This is a genomic window from Prolixibacteraceae bacterium, assembly GCA_019720755.1.
Taxonomy (GTDB): Bacteria; Bacteroidota; Bacteroidia; order Bacteroidales; family Prolixibacteraceae; genus Halosquirtibacter; species Halosquirtibacter laminarini.
The window spans coordinates 1,151,074-1,168,184 of the sequence record CP081303.1 but is presented as its reverse complement, the minus strand read 5'-3'; the positions used below and the strand labels follow the sequence as shown (position 1 = coordinate 1,168,184).

The following is a 17,111-nucleotide window of genomic DNA, read 5'->3' as shown; positions in this document are numbered from 1 at the left end:
CATCAAAATAGCATAAGGCAATTATTATTTAAAAAGATTATGTCTATTTAGGCTCGAAGTAACTCTTTTGAAGTAGCTCAGGATAATGATTTGAAACCTTCACAACTAACTCACCAAAAAGCGTATTGACCCATGCAAACCATGATCGAGTGAACTTCGTTGCGTCATCTTTATGTACCCCTTCATGCATAAAACCAGTATCTCCGTCCATGTTACATAACATCTTTAGACACGACTCTATCTCCTTTTCGTCACTACTAGTAAGAGCACGCATAATAACTGACATCGGCCACACGTAATACATTCCCACATGAGGGCCTCCAACCCCTTCACACACCTCACCTCTCCAGAAGTAAGGATTGTCTTCACTCAACACGAACTTACGAGTACGTTGATATAATTTATCTTTCTCTGATAAAGCACCTAAATAAGGCAACGAAAGAAGACTTGGAATGTTTGAATCATCCATAAACAATTCATTACCGAAACCATCCACTTCGAATGGAATAATTTTACCATATTTAAGATGTTTTAGCTCTGCATACTGTTGTAGAGCATGTTCCACCTCCTCTTTTAATACCTCACACTTCGATGCAAGGTCGTTATCCCCATATATTTCGCGCAATATTTCAGCCATCTGTCCCAAAGAGACGACAGCAAAATGGTTTGAAGGGATGAGATAAAGATAGGAAGTTGCATCGTCGGATGGGCGAAATGCAGAACAGATCAAACCATTAGGTTTTATTGGGTTACCCCATCCAAACCCAGGCATCGTATCAGTCTGACGATCCGTTGTTCGTGTAAAAGAGTAGGGACCAGCATCCTCTTTTCGTTGCTGCTCCACAAAGGTTCTATAGATCAACTCTGCCGTCTTGTGCCAGGACTTATCGAAAGCATCTTTACGATTGGTCTGCTTCCAATAACCATAAGCCAAACGAACCACATAACATAGAGAGTCGATCTCCCATTTTCGTTCATGAAGTGAATTGCTCATCTTAGTGTGATCAGAAGCCCAATGACTTTTTTCGCTATCGTCAAAATTAAAGGCATTTGCATAAGGATCAATCTGAACACAAGCTGACTGACGATGCACAAGACCCAACACCATTTTACGTAGCTTCTCGTCTATCTCTAACAAAGGGAGGTATGGCCACACTTGTGCTGTAGAGTCTCTCAACCACATCGCATGAATATCCCCAGTGATCACAAAAGTATCAGGTTTGCCTTGCACTTCACGATATTCAACAGTAGTGTCTAATGTATTTGGAAAACAGTTTTCAAAAAGCCAAGACAGTTTGGGATCAGAAATCTTCTGTTTCAACTCTCCAATAAGAGTATCTACCGCATCACTTTGGAAGTTACGTTCGGATTTGGAAGGACGTAATGAGTTATATTTTGTTCTCTCTCCTGCCTTAAGAGAAGGCATGGCAGCGACGCCAGCCCCAACAAGGGCACTATTGCGTAAAAAATCTCTTCTTTTCATGTTATGTTATTTCAGCATGAGCGTTGTTTATAGATGATAATATTAAAAAAAATATAAGACACCCCGACTATCCTCACCCAACAAAAAACATTAAAATAGCCATGTAAATGCAAAAGTATAAACTTACACAAAGGGGCAGAACCCGTCCCTTTAGACACTAAAAAAAGGGACAACCCGTAGGAAGTCCCTTTTATGATATCTTAAAAGCGTAGGAATTACTTACGCTCTTCGATCAAAGTTTTTGTAGTCAAATCACAAACCTCTGATGGTCCCCAATATTGGATAGGACCAGGATAAACGAAGCTTGTCATCTCTGCCCACTCATCACGTTTTGCAGCAAAAGCAAGGAATGGCTTACCATCCAATTCAACCAATGCTTTCTGAATAACAGGCTTCATATGACCATGACGACGTTCCATGTTCATCATCATTGTTACAGGAACACCACCAGCAATCCACTCTTCTGCAGGAGCAGTAGTGTTTCTTACTGAAGACATATAACCAGTTTTTCCTTGTGCAATCAATACAGAAGCAGTGAAACCAATAGAATAACAGTAGTCAGCATCGAAGTTCGATGGAGCAGCACAACGTCCTTCATAACCGAAGAAGTGGTTCTGTGAAGAGAAAGACCCAGCATAAGATCCAGCCTCTTTCATCTCAGCCAACTTCACCTCAACCATTTCGATCAACAACTTCTCAGTCTCGATCTTAGATACTTGAACGTTTCCGTGTGGATCACGATCCAAAGTCAACTGGGTAGCAATACCAGCAGGAAGAGAACGGAAAACAACAGAAGAAGCATCAGAAAGGTGGTTTGCAACCCACTCTAAACGATCTGCTTTAGGAGTCGCTTTAAATTCGTTTGCTGAATCATGTCCTTCAGCCAGTAGATCGTTAAGCTCTGAGATCAAAGTCTTCATCTCTGGGATGAACTCAATCAATCCTTCAGGAATCAATGCCACACCAAAGTTCTCACCGTTTGCAGCACGCTTAGCGATAACATTAGCCATCTCTGTAACTACTGCACCAAGAGTTTGTTTTTTCTCAGCAACCTCTTCTGAGATCAAACAGATGTTTGGTTGAGTTTGAAGTGCACACTCTAGTCCGATATGAGAAGCAGAACGTCCCATAAGCTTGATGAAGTGCCAGTATTTCTTTGCTGAGTTCGCATCACGCATGATGTTACCAATCAACTCTGAGTATACTTTACATGCAGTATCGAAACCGAAAGAAGTTTCGATCATGTCGTTTTTAAGGTCACCATCAATTGTCTTAGGACAACCAATAACCTGAACCCCTGTATTTTGCTCAAGATAGTACTCAGCAAGAACACAAGCATTTGTGTTTGAATCGTCTCCACCAATAATAACAACAGCGTTGATATCTAATTCCTTACAGATCTCAACCCCTTTGTCAAATTGCCAAGTCTCTTCTAATTTTGTACGACCTGAACCAATGATATCAAAACCACCAGTGTTACGATACTCATCGATAACATCAGCAGTTAGTTCCATATATTTGTGATCAACCAAACCACCAGGACCACCTAGGAATCCATAAAGTTTATTGTTTGGGTTCAACTTTTTCAAACCATCAAAAATACCTGAAATTACGTTGTGTCCACCTGGTGCTTGTCCACCTGAAAGAATCACACCTACGTTTGCTACAGGTAGCTCAACAGATGCATCTGATCCTTCAAAGCTCAACAATGGCATTCCATATGTGTGAGGAAATAACTTCTCGATGTCTGCTTGGTCAGCAACTGACTGAGTTTTCTCACCATCCACAATAACAACAGAATTGTTTCTCAAAGACTTAGGAAGCTTAGGAGCATATTGTGCTCTAGCTATCTGCAAAGGACTTTTTGTCATGATACTTTTAATTAATTACGATAAAATATTTATAGAATCTTATTATGGTGTAAAATTAAATCAAATTTGATGCATATACAACATATTAGACATATATCATCTCTTAAGTCAATTTATTTTTGTAGTTAAAATGTGTTTTACAACAAGCCGACTTCTCCTAATAAGAAGTCAGTTATGAATGTGCGATTAAAAATGCAACGACACATGACTACTATTAGGACTTCAACAAACGGTAGTTGTGCTTGTAGAAAGACAACTAACGTTGAAAGGTTGTTCGTAAATACCATAAGGGGCAGTGAGCCCTTCGACAAGCTCAGGGACCACTTCACGAAGGGATCCAAATAGTCAGACGGCCCCTGAGCCTGTCGAAGGGATATGATGCAACAAACGGTCCCTGAGCTTGTCGAAGGGATATGATGCAACAAACGGTCCCTGAGCTTGTCGAAGGGCTCAGCAACCAAAATATTGAAGCCCCCTATAACTCCATAAAAGACTCTATTTTAAATATAAACCATTGTATCTATAGCCAAATTACTAGGTTCAAACTGTTTATAGCCAAGTTCGAGCAAGAACTCTTCCATTTCGTTTATGGTCTTAAGATAGTTCTCTTTGAATTTGTAATTAAAGAAACCATGTTCTTGATCTTTATATAACACCACCTTACATTTGGCTCCAACATCAGTCATCTTTTTCTGATACAATTCAGCAGTCTGAACGGGGATAAGATGATCTTTGGTTCCGAGCAAAAAGAGTGTTGGTGGAGCTCCTTTTTTTATATTATGAAGTGGAGAGAAGGTCTTATAGTCACAGCCAAGACGTTTGTAACCATAGCCATCAGAACTGTTGTCTATGACGGGGTTAAACAACACCAAGGCAGAAGGAATCGTAGAGATAGATAGATCGTCTGTCTCTTCGTTATGGCCTTCGATCAAAGCACATGCTGCTGCAAGATGTCCTCCGGCCGAACCTCCAGAAGCAATAATATGGTCGGTGTTTACATGAAGAGAATCGGCATTCCCCTTAATATAACGCATCGCACTCTTTGCATCTTTTAAAGAGGCAGTAGGTCCTGTTCCATGGTGCTTAGCAGTTCTGTATTTGGGAGTAAAACAGATAAAACCTTTTTTTGCAAAATGTTGTGCTTGAGGACGGAATTGATTAATATTCATCCCGAGCCAACCTCCTCCACTAAAAAACACAATCGCTGGATAACTTTTACTCTGATCAAAATTCTCTGGATAGAAAACATTCATCTCTAACTGGACATCGCCAATTTGTTTGTAGATTACCTGAATCTCTTTACCCTTAGTTCTCCCGAAAGAGTATAAAAATAGGGAGCAAAAGAGTAGTAGTATTAACTTAATTTTATTCACATTCATGTAGTTCTTTATTTAGTTTAGTTCATAATCGGCTTCAACTCCTAAGTCCAAAAATCCCTCGCACTGTAAGATCCAACCCCAATAGACTGAAACCATTCGGATGACAAAGTTGTCTCACCTCTTCAGTTTAAATATAATCAAACCTTTGGAGATTCTAACATGTTACATGAATTCAAGCGACAAATGGCTCTTTTTAATATAATGAAGAAGAGAGTTGACAAGGAGCTCCCTGTTAAGGGATAATAGGAAAAAAAAGAAGAGTTATGTAATTTAAATATGACGCGAATATCTCGTCATCATGTATTAGATAAGAAGCGATATAAAGGATCAATGAAAAGAAACAGAGAGAAAAAGTGACAATAAATACAGCGAGAATACCATGGAGAAAAAAGAAGAAAAAGAGTTTCCAATAATGAGAATATAATATTCATTATTGGAAACACTCTATCAAAACTATTGCAACAAAGACTTCAATTCATCTAAGTCTAGAGGACTCGAAGTGTTATTTCCTTCTAAAATATGATCTGCTAACTCTCGTTTGGTCTCATGAAGTGCTATGATCTTCTCTTCAATAGTACCTTTGGTGATCAAACGATAAACAGTCACTGGTTTCTCTTGTCCCATACGGTGGGCTCTATCAGTAGCCTGATCTTCTATAGCTGGATTCCACCATGGGTCCATATGAATGACATAATCCGCAGCAGTAAGGTTCAATCCTAAGCCACCCGCCTTCAGACTAATAAGGAATATTTTTGGAGATCCCTCTTGGAATAACTGAATCTGTTTGGCTCTTTTAGCCTTGGTTGTACGTCCATCTAGATAACAATAGTCGTATCCTAACGCACTAATTTTCTCTTCAATAATCTTCAGATAACTTGTAAATTGACTAAAGACAAGCACTTTATGATCTCCATCCACAATGGAGTATAAGATCGATTCTAAAGCGGCCAATTTAGAACTATCTATTGTCAATTCGCTATTAACTAATGAGCCAGACAAACAGGCTTGACGTAGTCTTGTGATCTCTGATAAGATTTGGAATCGAACCTTGGCAGGATCGCTGTTGTCGATATTCTGTTGGGCAGCGATACGACATGCTTCATAGTGAACCTTCTCTTCACTAGAAAACTCGATTTCGCGTACCACCTCAGTCTTTTCAGGAAGCTCCTTTAACACCTCTCCTTTGGTTCTTCTAAGCATGAAAGGAGTTAATAGTTTCTTTAAGACTTCTTTATTGCGATTGGCATTCTCTCCATTCATATACTTCGACTGAAAAGATTTGTAGTTGCCAAGCAATCCAGGAATCAGAAACTGAAAGAGGTTCCATAGCTCCCCTAAGTGATTCTGTACAGGAGTACCGGTGGCAGCAATTCGAAATTTAGCATCCAAATCCATTACTGCCTTAGATCGTGAAGTTTGATTGTTCTTGATGGCATGTGCTTCATCTAAAACCATCACATTCCACGGCGTTTTTTCTAGTAACTTTGTATTTGATTGTAATACTCCATAACTGACAATCAACACATCTCCTTTAGAAAGAGATTCAATGAATTTCTTTCGCCCTTTTAAAGGCAACAGCTTACAATCTAAAGTAGGAGCAAAACGAGCGATCTCTTTTTCCCAATTCAGACAGACAGAAGAGGGAGCCACAACAACAGAAGGGCCTTTGGATTTATACTTGTCTAAAATAGCCAATATCTGAATCGTCTTACCAAGCCCCATATCATCAGCTAGACAAGCTCCTAATCCTAGTTCATATAACCTACACATCCACTGAAATCCGTCTTCTTGATAACTTCTTAGGTTGGCTACAAAATCTTTGGTGAGAGCAAATTTCTTTTTTTGTAAATTTTGTATTTTTGCATGCATCTCTTTACAATCGTTCGGAACACTCACAGCATCTCCTTCAATCCAATCGTCGAACAACTGCATAAGCATAGGATGAATACGAATGGCACCTTGATCATCCATAGACCTGTCTCCCAACGCAGAGATCTGTTGAATCTTCTTTTGTAACGCTTCATTCATGGTGACATAGTGATCCTCATCCAGTTTGATAAAGCGCTGATGTCCTCCATTAGAGCGTTGCATCAACTCTAATAGGGAGTATACTTTCTCGTTATCGACCTTCCACTGTCCACTCACTTCAAACCAACCTCCATTAGAAACGATATCAATATTTAACTCTTTTTCAGTTATCGTATCTGATAGTTTAAAGGACTCTCCCTCTGGCCACAAGATAGGCCACTTCTGAAAGTTCTCTTTTACAAAAGATAGAAGTTCTAAAGACTCTAGCACATCATTAGAAACGACAGAGAGCTCTTTCTTATCTACATGAAACGCTTCCTCTTTGAAAGTATTAAGAATCTTCTTTTTTATCTTGTCTTCTTTCTTGATGTCTGTTCGAACTAAAAAGGATCGGTCATCCCCATCAATAACAATATCATTGGATTTGCCTCCAATTTTACTATAATAGGTTTGACTATCGTGATGTTTTAGGAGGAAATCTACCCTAAGATTTTTACCAACAGGCCTCATTTGTACAATAGGAGCGGAAATACTCTCTTGGACTGTCACAGTAGATTCGTTAGGATCACCATCAATAAAAAGTTTTGTTGAAAGACCTTTTAGTACTTGCTGGAAAACGTCCCACTCCCCTTCTGGTACTAGAATAGAACCGCCAGACTCTACCAATATCTTAGAGAATTTTATCTCCAACTCTGAAGCTTTCGTAACACTTATTTTCGTATTATTGATAAAGTGGTACGAGTAGTTTTCAAGAACCTCTTGATTTGCAGAAATACGATAGGAGTTCCCTTTTTTCAGGATCTCCAAAATGAAAGGATACTCCACAATATCCACCCTATTTGCATAGTCATTATCTGCATAAACATGAGGATGTCGACGAAGTGCATAAAGCATCCGATCAATAGATTCATTACCATAACGGTAAGAGGCCTCTTCGTAACAACTTACGGCTTCAAGATCTAAAGGTGTGGCAGAGGCAGGAGGGGAACTTTTTAGCTTACTAAAAGACAATTTACGTCCTTTATTTAACCCTATCTTCCCTTGCGTACGTTCATATACAGCCAACTCACCATAATAGTGATAATTACGAATAACCCACATCAAACAGGCATTGTTATGCTTGTTCTCATCCTCACTTAATTTTAGGATTAACTTAAGCGCTTTATTCCATGGCTCAGTCTGTTGCAAAAACTGATAGTCGTAGTAATCGTGCTTATTAAAGGAAGAAAATATCTCCAAGAACTTCTTCTTTTTATTTATTGCTGCACAAGCTTGATCATATTCGACAAGAATTCGTGGAACATACTCTTCATCAAGAATACTATATATATTTTCTAATTGACTCTCTATCACAGATTTTATTAACTCATGATAGCCAAGCCATTTGGCCACCAATATCCCAATCACTCCAGCGGAGCTAGATAAAGTATCTAAATTCGATAAAATAGTACGCCATACATTCTTCCCTCCAAGTTCTTTACCTAAGGAAGTTCGTGCATAAAAACGAAGAAATTTATAACTATTTAAAAAGGAATCTTCCAAAGGAGTGGTGCCATCTTTATACTCCTTAATTCCATCATTCGCTAAAGTGAGAAGGGCTTTCATCGTGGAGTCATCATTGGTTCTCACCAATACAAAAGCAATAAATAGACCTCGATACCCTGGAACAAACAACTTCTTTGAGTTATGAACCATATGAGTATTGGTCCATCTATTCAGTTCTAAAATAGGGATAGATTTTAATTCACTCAGATCATCAAACCAAGGTAGTGCATATTCATCGAACCATAATGGATGGAAATTTTTAATTTCTTGAATAAATGTTTTATTTCCAACCAGAACAGAAGCTCCAAAAAACTCATCCAAGGCTTGAACCTTTAACTCTTTTAACTTAGGGACATTCTCAATCAAACGAAAGATGATATTCCAAGGGACTGTATTAATAATATTGTCTATAAGAAGGTACAAAATATGTTCATACTTAAACTTATCTTCTGCTATCTCAGATAATACTATCTGAAGGAAAGGTTCATTCGTTGTAATATGGTCATAGACAAATAACTCCTCGAACATATCCCTTTGGTCCCAGTTCATCCAATAATTTTTTTCTCGTTTTACAGATGACAAAAAGTAAGCTGCAGAAAAATCAAGAGTACAGAATTTCGAAGCAATCAATACTTTATCACTTAATTTTAACTTCTGATCCTCTTTTATACCTTTAAATACCTTATCTCCAAATGTTTTATCATTATATAACTTTTCGCCAAGATATGTCTCCCAATCGGTATATTTAAATGAGACAGAATCAAATCCGATATCAGTGATAACTCTAATCGATAAAAGATCGGCAATAAATTGTTCAACCTGCTGAACTGAATAATTCTTGTTTTTTTCACGCTTCAATTTTAAACACCATATAGATCGAACTAAAAGAAACTCTTTTACGTTTTCCATCCGCTCCAAAAATTGGCAGGCACATTTATATAACTCTATTGTATACTCATTGCCATTTATATTAATTAAAGACATAATGTTATTTTTTTTATTGTAAATCAAAAGTTTATAAAAACAGACACGACTCTTAAGACAAAGTATTCATGCGCAACAAACTATTAAAATTATCTCAGACCATAAAAATAGTCAAACATGCCAATCTTCATACGACTATACACACAAAAAACAGTAGTCTTTTTATAAAATTATAGCACACTAGATTAAATAAAAAAAGCATTGAGTTACGGAAAGAGTTCCGATCTCAATGCTTTATTATCCAATATCTCTATCTAGAGACGTATGCGTACTTCTTCAACACAAGGGTTGAATGAATCGAACTTTAAGTGTTCTCTTTGTGTCCAAATAACATCAGGTGAAGACGTGGAGCAAAACGCCAACCTCTCTCGATAGCCCATTGGCAAACATCCATCTGAAGTTGTTCGTAGTTCTCTCCACCAATACCCATCGGCATCAATAGAATATCATCTGTGGTAACATGTTTTAGGACTTCACTAAAACGTTCCTCTATTTCCACAATATCTTCCTTAGAAGAGACAACAAACTTAAGTTGTAGGTCGATCTTATTGCGAAGACGTGCCAACGCAAATTTCTCCACATGAAACTCTAGGCTTTCTAATATCTGCGGAGAGGCATTTACAGTAGAAGAGCTTAGCTTTGGAGAGACACTAAATAGATCCACATATTTTTTCAGTGAATTAGAGAAACGCGTTCCGTTGGTCTCGACCGTTATATGAAGATCATCGCGCCATCTCTTTAAGGCTTCAAAAAAAGGCAATAGTGATTTGCTTTGCAACATTGGCTCTCCACCAGTAACCACTAGATGACGCATATTCCCAATGTTAAGTTGTACCATTTGTACAAGATCTTCTACCGACCACTTTTCTGTCTCGACTCCTGCATCGATGGCGTGTGGAGTATCGCAACGAACCACTGCATTATTTTCGTCTTTCCAAGCACAGCTTAGGTTGCATCCATATAGACGAATAAATAGAGAAGGTACTCCCGCAAGTTTTCCCTCCCCTTGGATAGTTCCTGCAACAGAAAAACCTGTCTTAGGAGTCATGGCCTTTCCTTCGATATCTCTAGTAATAGGAAATATCCCATCTTTGGCCAATATTATCTGATTCATAATTTAATTATATAGGTTTTTCATTCTCAAAGACCTTGTTTTGAAGAAGATCATGCCACCATGTAGGGGTCTTCCACTCCTTCTGTATTCCCTCGGAGAATTTCAGGTCGTTCAAATCGAAAAACACCATCTCCATATCTTTAGCAAAGCAGGTAGCAGAACCTGTTTCTGTTTCGTGCACTTTCACAGAAAAAAGCTGTACGTGGCCTTCATTGTTTGCAAAAGAGGTGTTTTTAATGATGCGATCAATTACATAGAATAAAAGTAGTGAATAACCTTCGGCTGAAGGAGATATAGGCATGGTAACGTGTCGCTTATTGAAGGTGTCTACCATTTGCATAAACTCTTCAGACTCTTTGTCCCATACGGAGTATGAGTGATCGAAAGAGTCGATCAGCACCTTCACTTTAGAAAGAAGACTGAAGTCCATCACCATAAAACCATTGTCTAGTCTGTCGGACTCCAAGCTCACTTCGACACGATAAGAGTGTCCATGAATATTTTCTCTACAACGCACAGAAGAACACCCTCTTACAATATGGGCTCCTTCAAATCTAAATATCTTTGTAATGTTCATCTTCTCTAAATTAATCTACTAGAATACCCAATATCTTACTCCTCATTTCCCAGGAAAGTGTTCCATGCACTCTGAAGTACGGCTTGTATCTTCTCAAGATTCTTTTGGTCATAATTCTCTTTGTAACTCACCTTTTGGGTGTTCAAATCAAATACGATTTTGGAGCTATCCACACACGCTCCTACCCCTCCATTGTAGACAAAATAGCCGAAACTAGATGAGTTTGGATCCATTAAGTCTTTACTATAATTAAATTCATTGTTTGGAAGTCCCAACTGTCCAAGGATAGTTGCTGGCACATCGGTATTACTTCCACATTTGGTAACAATAGAGTCTTGTTTGACAAGCCCTCCTGCCAAAATAAGTGGTATATGATATTTCTTTGGATCGTTTGCTTTGGTATTGTATGGGAGACGGTGACCATGGTCGGCAACAAAAACAATCAAGGTGTTTTTAAACCAGGGTTGTTTCTTCGCTTCGTCATAGAATTTTCCCAAACATCTGTCGGAGTAAGTCACCGAATTAAGAAACTTGTTTTGTTCTGAATTGCCAGAAATTACGGTCTCCATAGGCACTTCGAACGGCTCATGGCTACTCAATGTAAATAACATTTTAAAGAATGGCTTCGAAGGATCTTCTGCCGCTTTGTTGATATCCTTTAAGAAGTAATCAAGCATAATGCCATCGTGAACCCCCCATTTGGAATTATAGTCTTTGGGATCAAAATAGGTCATATCAATCACTCGATCAAAGCCTGCATTGGTCAGATAACTATGCATATTGGCAAAATCGGTATCCCCTCCATAATAGTAGTCGGCACTATATCCTTCGTCCTTCAATACTTTGGTAACAAAAGGAAGTTTCTGCGACTTCTCTGGGTATTTCATAATCGATGCAGTAGGTTCCGAAGGGTATCCACTGATAACTCCTACAATACCTCTATCAGAACGGTCGCCAGTAGAGTAGATATGATTAAATAACACCCCCTCTTTTGAGATACGTGTAAGGTTTGGTGTATACTCTTTGTATCCAAGAGCTCCAACCATTTTACCTGTAAAACTCTCCATAAGGATCAACAGTACATTGGGTTTCTGTCCCTCTTTTAGTACCACATGACGAGGCGCTGACTTCCTAAAGATATCCTCACGAATTGCCTTAGCCTTCTCATTCGGCATAAAATTGTATGGTTTAGCAAACTTATTCATCTTAGAGACGGAATAGAGGAAGTTCCACGATGAGTTCACCGCAAGATGGTTTGGATATAGGTCTTTGCTAAAATATACAGTTCCGGTGTTCATCGGTGCAATCCCAAAACCACCACGGATAGGAATAATCATAACAGCACAGACAAGCAACACAGAGACTATCATACTATAACGCTGTGACTTTTTTCTCTTTACATAGACAATATCCGTTTTAAATAGTTTGCGATAAATCCAAAAGATACTAATAAACATGCAGATCATGATCACCAAAATGAAAAACATTTGAAACAGAGTAGTAGATGCCAATGCATCTTTCGGGGTCTTTAAGAAGAGTAGTGGGGTAGCATCCATATGAACTCCCCAATTTCTATAAAGTTCGCTATCGACCACCGTAACGATAGTAACCACCACCATTAAAAAGGAGTTCAACACCTTGAAAAAGATTCGGTTTCGTTTCATCCCTAAGATCAATATAACCCATAAGAATAATCCATTTAACATTGTGATATAGCCACTGGCAGAAAAATCTTGGTGTATCCCATGATAAAACGATTTCATGATTGTCGTGATACCATATGCTGATGTTTGTGGCCATTCATATAAAGAGAAGACCAATCTACCAATTTGAAATACTAGAGTCCAGAAGAGAAATGTCTTCAGGAACCAAATTAATATTTTCCTCATGTTAGTATGTTATGGATTTGGATTATAAGAGTGGACAAATGTAAATAATTATCACAGTATAAACATATTTTTTAAATATTATAAACAAGGCTTCTTAAAAATTATCACACAATAACATAATAATCAAATCATTACAACCCAATACACTTAAAATAAGATAATCCAGATATTTGATCATAAACAACCAATATACCTAGAAATGAGGTGTAATATCGACGTTTTCTCTAATAATAAATATTTGTATTATTATAGTACTTGTTTATCCATTAGCACAGACTGTACAATCCTTATTCTTAATTCACAATGTTACAAGTCGAGGTGTATAATGATTGCATATACATACTTAAGAAGCCTCATGTATCACTTATATCAACTATGACAAGAAAATATGTGAAACAAAAAATATTTCAGGAGATGTGCAAACACAACAAGAATATCCTCATAGTCATTTGACAAAAACATGCCGAATGCTCAACACGATTCACTAGCCTTACTAGATTCTGTTCCTCATTTATAGTTGATTTAACAACTTTGTAATATTAAATAAGGATACACATTTAAGAGTAAATCACAACGATTAAATGAGATGCATGATTTCAACACATGTTTTTGAGATCATACATCAACGCCATGCGCTCTGACACCATCTTTATATTATTTCTTAAGAGCTAAAAGTACAATCGATGACATCGAAAAAGAGTAATTAATCACAGAAATACATTTCGCCATCGAATTCTTTTTTCATCTCTTCTATCCCTCAACACGCCACTGTGACAACAACTAAATCAGGCTTAGTTCACTTTATTAATTTTATTCGCTTTACATAATCTATAGAAGCTCTAACAGTAACAATATTTAGATAAATATAGTCTTATTTAAAAAAAATTATTCCCATACTAAAGGCCATCACAATTCCATAAATATTGGTTGAAATAGTTTTAATATCGTTAACACTTTATAGTAATATATATAAAAGCTTATGTATAGTTTTGAAACATTATTTGAACTGAAATCAAAGATTCAATTTAAGTGTTTGTTATTAAAATAAATCTTTAACAAACTGTAATTCACAACTAAAACAATAAGACTAATGAAACTAAATTATTGCCGAGTCTTGACAATAATTTTATTGCTATGCAGTAATTTTGTCATGGGACAACAAGTAGCCATAATTGGTACAATTAAAGATGCAAATACCGGGGGACCATTACCAGGAGCTTCAGTTTTAGAAGTAGGGACTACAAATGGTACCATTAGTGATTTTGATGGAAACTTTAAATTAAAATTAGCCCCTAATACTTCTATATCTATATCTTTCATTGGATATGAAACAAAAATTATTGAAACCAAAGGAAAATCTAAAATAGATGTTGTCCTATCTTCATCTACTGAAAATCTAGATGAATTGGTTGTTATAGGATATGGATCTGTCAAGAAAAGTGATATTACAGGATCTGTGGCTGTAACTACTGCAAAAGAGATTGAAAATAGACCTGTAGCTAATGCATCAACTGCACTTCAAGGTTTGACTCCAGGTCTTCAGGTTTCGACATCATCTAGTGGTGGGGCACCAGGAGCATCAAAATCGTTATCTATCCGAGGGAGTGGAACACCTTTAGTCCTTATTGATGGAATCGAGGGAAACATGGATGATATTAACCCAGATGACATTGAAACTTTCACCGTTCTGAAAGATGCTGCATCTTCAGCGATATATGGAGCTAGAGCAGCCTATGGTGTTGTATTAGTGACAACGAAGAGTGGTAAAGATGGTATCACTGTAAAATACTCTAACAATATTCAAATTGCTCATAATACCAATACTCCAAATATGGTAGACTCTAAAAGATGGGCAGAATATTTTAACTTAGCCTCAACGAATGATGGAAGAGCTCCAATATTTTCTGACGACATCTTAGCCAAGATCGATGAATATATGGCAGATCCGGTGAATACACCTCCAGCAACCAAAGATCCGAATAAGGCAGATCAATACGGTTTCTATACTATGGGACATGCAAACACGGATTGGTATGATGTTCTATACAAAGATTGGTCTATGCGTCAACAGCATAATCTTTCGGTAAGTGGGGCAAATGATCGAGTGAGCTATTATACTTCGTTAGGATTTTATGATCAAGAGGGACAGATCCAGTATATTGATGATAAATATCAGCGTTACAACTTTAATTCTAGATTGAATATTAAGGTAAATGATTGGTTATCTTCATATACAAACGTACGATATAATAAAATCTATCAGAAGACTACATCATATAATACGAGCCTATTATTTCACAATACAGCTCGCTTATATCCAACGAACTCTCCAGTAAACGCACAAGGGCAATATATCGGAGAGAGTGAACATTCAGCTATTGTAGCAGTATTAAATGGTTCTGGTGATGATATTACCAACTTTGGTTCTACTCAGATAACTTCTGGTTTTAGCATTGAACCAATCAAGGGATGGGTAACCAAAGCAGAGCTAAACTATAGAGGAGATGTTAGCTCTAGAGAGCGTCACAATGCGCTTGTGAACACCTATACTCCTAGTGGAGCTACAGTCGCAGTAAGATCAACCAATGGTTATTACACCAATGCTTATACTTCAACTTATATAAAGCCCTCTTTCTATTCGACATACTCTAAGGATATTAATGGTCATGATTTTTCTATCATGGCAGGTTATGAGTTTGAAAACTATAGATATGAGTACAAATATCTATCAAAAAACCAGTTGGTTACAGACCAGGTTCCTTCAATCAGTACAGGTACTGGCACACTAAATGGGAATGATTCTAAGTATAGCTGGGGAACGCAGAGTGTCTTTGGACGTTTCAACTATAACTATAAGAACAAATACTTACTTAATGTAAATTTCCGTGCGGATGCAACGTCTAAATTTTCTAAAGACAATCAACTAGGAGCTTTCCCATCGCTATCGTTAGGATATGATATGGCAAAAGAGGAATATTGGCAGAATATTCCAATGGTAGCAGATGTTGTAAGCCAATTCAAACCTCGATTCAACTATGGATCACTAGGAAACCAGAATGGACTAGGAAACTATACAGATGCTGAGATCCTTCCAATCAATACGAATCTAGGTTGGATTATGGGAGATGAGCGCCCAATCTACACTTCTATACCAGGAATGATCAATACAAATTTAACGTGGGAGACGGTTACTACAATTGGTTATGGTTTAGATATTGCCATGTTGAATAATCGCTTCACTCTTTCTGCGGATTGGTACAAGCGCACTGTAGATGACCTACTAGGAACTGCTAGTGCTGATATCCCTGGTGTATTAGGAACCAATCCTCCTAAAGAGAACAATGCAGCAATTGAAACGAAGGGATGGGAGATCAATCTTGGATGGTCTGATGATATCAATGAGTTTCATTATTTTGCGAACCTTAATTTGTTTGGGTACAATAAGGTATTTACCAAATATAATAATGAAACGAAACTACTAAACTCAAATTTTGAAGGGAAACGTATCGGAGATATTTGGGGATATCGTGCAACGGATGGCTTCTTAACAGAAGGAGAAGCTTCAAATATGTCTTCAGACTACAACGGATCTTCTGAAGGATGGTATGACCAGTCTCAAATTAATTCAGTATGGGGTGCAGGAGACGTGAAATATGTTGACCAGAATGGAGATGGAATTATCAATAAGGGTAAGAACACGCTAGATGATCATGGGGATATGGAGATAATAGGAAATAGTATTCCTGATGTCCAATTTGGTATTAATCTAGGTGCATCATGGAGAGGTGTAGACTTTTCTATCTTCCTTCAGGGAGTCGCAGGGAAAGAGGTTTGGCTTGGAGGAAATACCTTCTTTGGAATGTCTGGAAGTGTTTGGCAAGCAACAGCGTTTGAAGAGCATATGGATTACTGGACACCAGAAAATCCCAATGCATACTATGCTCGACCATTAAGCAATAGATCTGGAAAAAACCAACAAGTGTCAGACAAATATTTACAAGATGCGGGATATCTAAGATTGAAGAATCTTCAAGTGGGATATACATTCCCAACGTCATGGACTGAAAGGGTAGATATTAAAAAGGCACGTATTTATTTCTCTGGAGAAAATTTATTAACATTTACCAAATTGAGTAGTGTTTATGATCCTGAAGCGATCAGTGGTGGTTATGGTGCAGGAAAGATGTACCCCCTACAGATGGTTCTATCAGGAGGAGTTAGCTTGTCATTTTAACGAAAAT

The 17,111-nt window shown here is 37.6% G+C and carries 8 protein-coding genes; 1 reads left to right on the top strand and 7 read right to left on the bottom strand.

All coding sequences use genetic code 11. From position 1 onward, the window contains the following. Window positions 1–43 precede the first annotated feature (43 nt). From K4L44_04905 to K4L44_04875, 7 genes are all read right to left on the bottom strand, one after another. Window positions 44–1,483, bottom strand: coding sequence for a glycoside hydrolase family 125 protein (locus K4L44_04905; GenBank protein ID QZE15175.1), 1,440 nt, complete (start codon window positions 1,481–1,483; stop codon window positions 44–46). A gap of 215 nt (window positions 1,484–1,698) precedes the next feature. Continuing rightward, window positions 1,699–3,354, bottom strand: a complete 1,656-nt coding sequence (locus K4L44_04900) for a diphosphate--fructose-6-phosphate 1-phosphotransferase (protein ID QZE15174.1) — start codon at window positions 3,352–3,354, stop codon at window positions 1,699–1,701. Window positions 3,355–3,854: 500 nt separating this feature from the next. After that, complete coding sequence (locus K4L44_04895; GenBank protein ID QZE15173.1) at window positions 3,855–4,733, bottom strand: alpha/beta hydrolase; 879 nt, start codon at window positions 4,731–4,733, stop codon at window positions 3,855–3,857. A 453-nt stretch (window positions 4,734–5,186) separates the two neighbouring features. Continuing rightward, entirely contained in the window at window positions 5,187–9,215 is a 4,029-nt protein-coding gene (locus K4L44_04890; GenBank protein ID QZE15172.1) for a DEAD/DEAH box helicase, read from the bottom strand. Window positions 9,216–9,594: 379 nt separating this feature from the next. Continuing rightward, window positions 9,595–10,404: a 7-carboxy-7-deazaguanine synthase QueE gene (locus K4L44_04885; protein ID QZE15171.1), complete on the bottom strand. Its 810-nt coding sequence runs from the start codon at window positions 10,402–10,404 to the stop codon at window positions 9,595–9,597. Window positions 10,405–10,411: 7 nt separating this feature from the next. Continuing rightward, on the bottom strand, window positions 10,412–10,981 hold the full coding sequence (locus K4L44_04880) for a 6-pyruvoyl tetrahydropterin synthase family protein (protein QZE15170.1): 570 nt from the start codon (window positions 10,979–10,981) through the stop codon (window positions 10,412–10,414). 35 nt (window positions 10,982–11,016) lie between these two features. Then, complete coding sequence (locus tag K4L44_04875) at window positions 11,017–12,870, bottom strand: sulfatase-like hydrolase/transferase (GenBank protein ID QZE15169.1); 1,854 nt, start codon at window positions 12,868–12,870, stop codon at window positions 11,017–11,019. Between the two features lie 1,090 nt (window positions 12,871–13,960). Here K4L44_04875 and K4L44_04870 point away from each other — a divergent pair. Beyond that, entirely contained in the window at window positions 13,961–17,104 is a 3,144-nt protein-coding gene (locus K4L44_04870) for a TonB-dependent receptor (protein QZE15168.1), read from the top strand. Window positions 17,105–17,111: the final 7 nt, after the last annotated feature.